The 4,765-nt window shown below is 74.2% G+C and carries 5 protein-coding genes; 3 read left to right on the plus strand and 2 right to left on the minus strand.

What is annotated here, in order from left to right:
- Positions 1 to 85 precede the first annotated feature (85 nt).
- From AOK18_RS11070 to AOK18_RS11080, 3 genes are all read left to right on the plus strand, one after another.
- Positions 86 to 1,051, plus strand: a complete 966-nt coding sequence (locus AOK18_RS11070) for a zinc-binding dehydrogenase (RefSeq protein ID WP_055575125.1) — start codon at positions 86 to 88, stop codon at positions 1,049 to 1,051.
- 143 nt (positions 1,052 to 1,194) lie between these two features.
- Positions 1,195 to 1,404 carry an HTH domain-containing protein gene (locus AOK18_RS11075; RefSeq protein WP_055575124.1) on the plus strand — a complete coding sequence of 70 codons (210 nt, stop codon included), beginning with the start codon at positions 1,195 to 1,197 and terminating at the stop codon, positions 1,402 to 1,404.
- Complete coding sequence (locus tag AOK18_RS11080) at positions 1,404 to 1,970, plus strand: Clp protease N-terminal domain-containing protein (RefSeq protein ID WP_055575123.1); 567 nt, start codon at positions 1,404 to 1,406, stop codon at positions 1,968 to 1,970. The genes AOK18_RS11075 and AOK18_RS11080 overlap by 1 nt, the downstream gene beginning before the upstream one ends.
- 351 nt (positions 1,971 to 2,321) lie before the next feature.
- Here the strand turns inward: AOK18_RS11080 and AOK18_RS11085 are convergent, their stop codons facing one another.
- The gene (locus AOK18_RS11085) at positions 2,322 to 3,380 is read right to left on the minus strand and encodes a PadR family transcriptional regulator (protein WP_055694218.1); all 1,059 of its coding nucleotides are present in this window, start codon (positions 3,378 to 3,380) and stop codon (positions 2,322 to 2,324) included.
- A 1-nt stretch (position 3,381) separates the two neighbouring features.
- The gene (locus tag AOK18_RS11090) at positions 3,382 to 4,407 is read right to left on the minus strand and encodes a DUF4097 family beta strand repeat-containing protein (protein WP_055694219.1); all 1,026 of its coding nucleotides are present in this window, start codon (positions 4,405 to 4,407) and stop codon (positions 3,382 to 3,384) included.
- Positions 4,408 to 4,765: the final 358 nt, after the last annotated feature.

Consider the following 4,765-nt stretch of genomic DNA (forward strand, 5'->3'; position numbering starts at 1 on the left):
CCGTCCCGGGCCGCGGTGGCAAGAAGGCGTGTCTCACAGCGCCGCGTTGTTCCGTCGGAGGGGCGGGCGACCTATCGTCGGGGCCATGTTCGCTGTCTACGCCGCCCGAATCGACCGTGACCAGCCGCTTTCCGGTCTGGAGCTGGGGGAGCGCCCGGCTCCCGAGGCCCGGCCCGGCTGGAGCACCGTGACCGTGAAGGCCGCCTCCCTCAATCACCATGACCTGTGGTCCCTGCGGGGCGTCGGCCTCCCGGAGGACCGGCTGCCCATGATCCTCGGCTGCGACGCCGCGGGGATCGACGAGGACGGCAACGAGGTCGTCCTGCACTCCGTGATCGGACAGACCGGCCACGGGGTGGGCCCCCGGGAGCCCCGGTCGATCCTGACGGAGCGCTACCCGGGCACGTTCGCCGAGCAGGTCGCCGTGCCCACCTGGAACGTCCTGCCCAAGCCGAAGGAGCTGTCCTTCGAGGAGGCGGCCTGCCTGCCCACGGCCTGGCTGACCGCGTACCGGATGCTGTTCACCAACGCCGGGGTGCGGCCCGGCGACTCCGTCCTGGTGCAGGGCGCCGGCGGGGGCGTCGCCACCGCCGCGATCGTGCTGGGCCGGGCCGCGGGCCTGCGGGTGTTCGCCACCAGCCGGGACGAGGCGAAGCGGAAGCGGGCCCTGGAGCTGGGGGCGGTGGAGGCGGTGGAGCCCGGGGCGCGGCTGCCGCAGCGGGTCGACGCGGTCATCGAGACGGTGGGGGCCGCGACCTGGTCCCACTCGGTGAAGTCGCTGCGGCCCGGCGGCACGCTGGTGATCTCCGGGGCCACCAGCGGCGACCGGCCCTCGCACGCCGAGCTGACCCGGATCTTCTTCCTGGAGCTCAAGGTCGTCGGGTCGACGATGGGCGGCAAGGACGAACTGGAGGACCTGCTCGCCTTCTGCGCCGCCACCGGGGTGCGGCCCGTCATCGACGAGGTGCTGCCCATGGACCGGGCCCGGGAAGGGTTCGAGCGGATGGAGGCGGGCGGACAGTTCGGGAAGATCGTCCTCACCGGTCCGTGACCGGGCGGCCCCGCACCACTCCGCTTCCCCCTCGCGTCCCGCCGCTTCCGGCGGGATCTCCCACGGCCGGCCCGGCTTCCGGGCCGGCCGTCGGCATGTCAACCGGGGTTGACGTCCGGTGATTGTCAACGTACGTTGACAGCATGACCGAGGCAACCGATCTCGCCGAGCGGGCGGGCGACCGTGATCCGCGGATCGGCCTGCAGGCCGTCGCCGCGCTGCGCAGGCTGTTGGAGCAACTGGAGGCCGTACAGGTGCGCAACGCGCGCCACCACGGCTGGTCGTGGCAGGAGATCGCCAACGAGCTCGGAGTGAGCAGGCAGGCCGTGCACAAGAAGTACGGGAGGCGTTGATGTTCGAGCGGTTCACGAAGGAAGCCCGCGCCGTGGTGAAGGGGGCGGTCGCGCAGGCCGAGGAGGAGGGGGCGCGGTACGTCGACGCCGACCACCTCCTGCTGGCGCTGACCGTCCGGGAGGGCGGCCGGGGCGCGTGCGCACTGGAGGCTCTCGGGCTCGCCGGGCGGCGGGACTCGGTGCGGGCCGCGGTGGGGGAGGCGCGGCGGCGGGCCGGGCTGACCCGGGCCGAGACCGACGCGCTGGCCGGGCTCGGCATCGACGTCACGGAGATCGTCGCCCGGGTGGAGGACGCGCACGGACCCGGGGCCCTGTCCCGCGACGAGAGGAGCGCCGGCCGGTGGCGTTCGGGGCACCGGCCCTTCACCCGGGAGGCCAAGGACGTCCTGACGGGCGCCCTGCGGGTCGCCACCGGCCGACGCGACCGCCACATCGGTGACGAGCACCTCCTGCTGGCCCTGACCGTCCGCCCCGGGGTCCCGTCGGAAGTCCTCGCGGATCACGGCGTCACGTACGCCTCCCTGACGAGGGTCCTGTACGGAGACGGGGAGGCCAAGGCGGGCTGAGAGGACCGCGGGGCCGGCGGCCCGGGCGCGGACCGGCCGAGAGCGGACGCGGCCGGGCCGGGTGTCCTGCCGGGGCCCGGCCGAGTGTCCGGGAGCCGGCACGTGCCCGGCCGTCACCTTCCCGCCGGTGGACGGGCGGTGACGGGTGAAGGGGTATCACGGAGCCGGCCGGGGTGTGCCCCCGCGCGAAGGCCGAGGGGGTCCGGGGCGCGCGCAGACCGGAAAGGGCGGAACCGGACCGGCCGGAACCCGGCCGGGACCGACCGCGTCCGGCCGGGCCCCGGCCGGGACCGACCGCGTCCGGCCGGGCCCCGGCGATGTCCCGGCCGGCTCGCCGGCGGTGACTTCCCGTCAGGGCTTCGGGGTGTGCAGGAGGGCCCCGATCCGGGCCGCGGCCGTGGACAGGTGACGGCGGGCTTCGCGGAGCTGGTCCGGGGTGATGCCGTGGTCCCGGGTCGCGTCGCGGATGTCGTCCCGGAAGCGGTCCAGCAGGCGGTCCAGGTCGCGGGCGGGGTCGCCGGTGGTGTCCGTGGCGCCCTCGTGCGCCCAGGCCGGCGTGTAGTCGGCGGGGAAGTCCTCCGGCGTGTGGGAGTACGACGGCCCGGACTTCGGGGCGGCGCTCTCCGCGCCGGTACGGCCGAAGCCGAAGTCCTTGCCGAAGCCGAATTCACCCACCTCCTTGACCAGCTCGCTCAGACCCTCGCGCAGGCCCGTCGGCCAGTCGCCCCGGGAGAAGTGGTCCTGCACCTGTTCCTGGACCCGCCGGGCGATGCGCTGCACCTCCTCCTGGGCCTGGGCGGCGGCCCGGTCCTGGGCCTCCTCGGCCTGACGGCGGGCACGCTGCGCCTCGTCGCGGGCGCGGCGGCTCTCGTCCTTCGCACGCCGGGCCTGTTCCTTCCACTCCTGCTTGGCGCGGCGCATTTCCTCCTTCGCGGCCTGCCAGGCGTCCCTCTCCCCGGCGTCCGCGGAACCGCCCGTGTCCGGGCCGGCTCCGTCCGCCGTCCCCGCGCCGTGGCCGCCCTTGCGGGCCCGGCCCGCGGCGGCGCGCATCTCGCGGCGCAGATCGCCCGCCGCGCCGCGGACGTCGGCCTGGATCTCGGCGGCCAGTTCGGCGACCGACTCCCGGATCTCCAGTTCCAGGTCGACCAGCTCACCGCTGCGGTCGGCCAGTTCGGCACGGCCGGCGTCCGTGATCGAGTACACCTTGCGGCCGCCCTCGGTGGTGTGGGTGACCAGGCCCTCCGCCTCCAGCTTGGCCAGGCGCGGGTAGACCGTGCCGGCCGACGGTGCGTACAGCCCCTGGAAGCGCTCCTCGAGCAGGCGGATCACCTCGTAGCCGTGGCGCGGGGCCTCGTCCAGCAGCTTCAGCAGGTACAGGCGGAGGCGTCCGTGGGCGAAGACGGGAGGCATGTCAGAGCACCTTCTTGTCGGTGGGGCCGGCGGAGGGGGAACCGTCGGAGGGGGAGCCGGGTGCGGCATCGGTGGAGCCGGGATCCGCAACGGGGACGGAAGGGTCCTCCGAGTCGTCCCGCGCCCCGCTCCCGGGACCGCCCGGGTCCGCGGGTCCGCCCGCGGGCGTGTCCGGTCCGCCTCCGGCGGCGGGCGGCACGTCCCACGACCCGCCCTCCTCCTCGTGGGACGGGCGGCGCAGCAGGGCGATGGAGCCGGAGACGGTGGTGGCCCGCAGCCTGCCGGTGCCCGCGCCCAGCCGGCCGGTGATCTTGTGGGCGCCCCACTGGCCGTGCACCCGCAGACCGTCGAAGGCGTTGGAGACGGCGCCGCTCGCCGTGTTGGCCTCGACCTCGGCATCCGCCGGATCGGGCAGCCGTATCGCGATCTCACCGGAAACGCTGGTCAGCCGGATGTCGGTGGGGCCGTCGGGAGCGAGGTCCACGATCATGGAGCCGCTGACCGAGTCGGCACGCACGGCGGAGCCGGAGCCGTCGACCACGGTGAGGTCGCCGGAGACGGAGTTGAACCGGAGGTCGCCGGTGACGGACTGGGCCTCCACGTTCCCGGACACCGTGTCCGCGCGGACCGGGCCGGAGAGGGCGACCAGGGTCGCGTCGCCCGTGACGCCCCTCAGCACGGCCGGCCCCTTGACCCCGGAGACGACGGCACCGGCACCGACCACGCCCACCTCGACCCGCGTCCGCGCCGGAACGGCCAGGGAGACCACCGCGCTGCGGCGCCAGCCCTTGCGGTCCAGCCACTTGAGGAAGCCCTTCCAGGGCAGGTCCTCGTAGGCCACGGTCAGGACGCCGTCCCGCCGGGTCACCACCAGGGGCGGTCCCTCGATCTCGGAGACCTCCAGCCGGGCGGAACCCTCGTCCGTGCCCACCACGTTCACCGTTCCGTTGACGATGCGGACGTGGAGCTCGGTCACTGGGTCGTCGAAAGTGAGCTTCTCGGGCCCCGAGACGGACCTTTCGAACATGGTGGAACCTCCTGGGCCGGGCTGCCGGATGTCTGACTGCCGGAGGGCGAAACGGCGGGGCGGGGGACGAGGGGCCAGGAATGCGGTGCCCCACCACGTGCCATGGCAGCACGCCGTAGCGGCGTGCCGTGGTCACGAGCGCCCCGACGCGCCATATCGCGTCTCACGTAATTCACGATATATCGCGGACGATGAAAGTCAAGACACTCGTTCCGGTGAACGGCCGCCGTGCATCAGGGGTGAATTGTCCTACGGTGTGAGTATGTCGACGGAATCATCCCAGGTCACCGGCCGGACCCGTCCCGCATCGGGAGCCCTGCTGCTGTGCCGTGCGGAGCCCGGCTCCGTCGCCCCCGCC

Source organism: Streptomyces prasinopilosus, assembly GCF_001419695.1.
GTDB lineage: Bacteria > Actinomycetota > Actinomycetes > Streptomycetales > Streptomycetaceae > Streptomyces > Streptomyces prasinopilosus.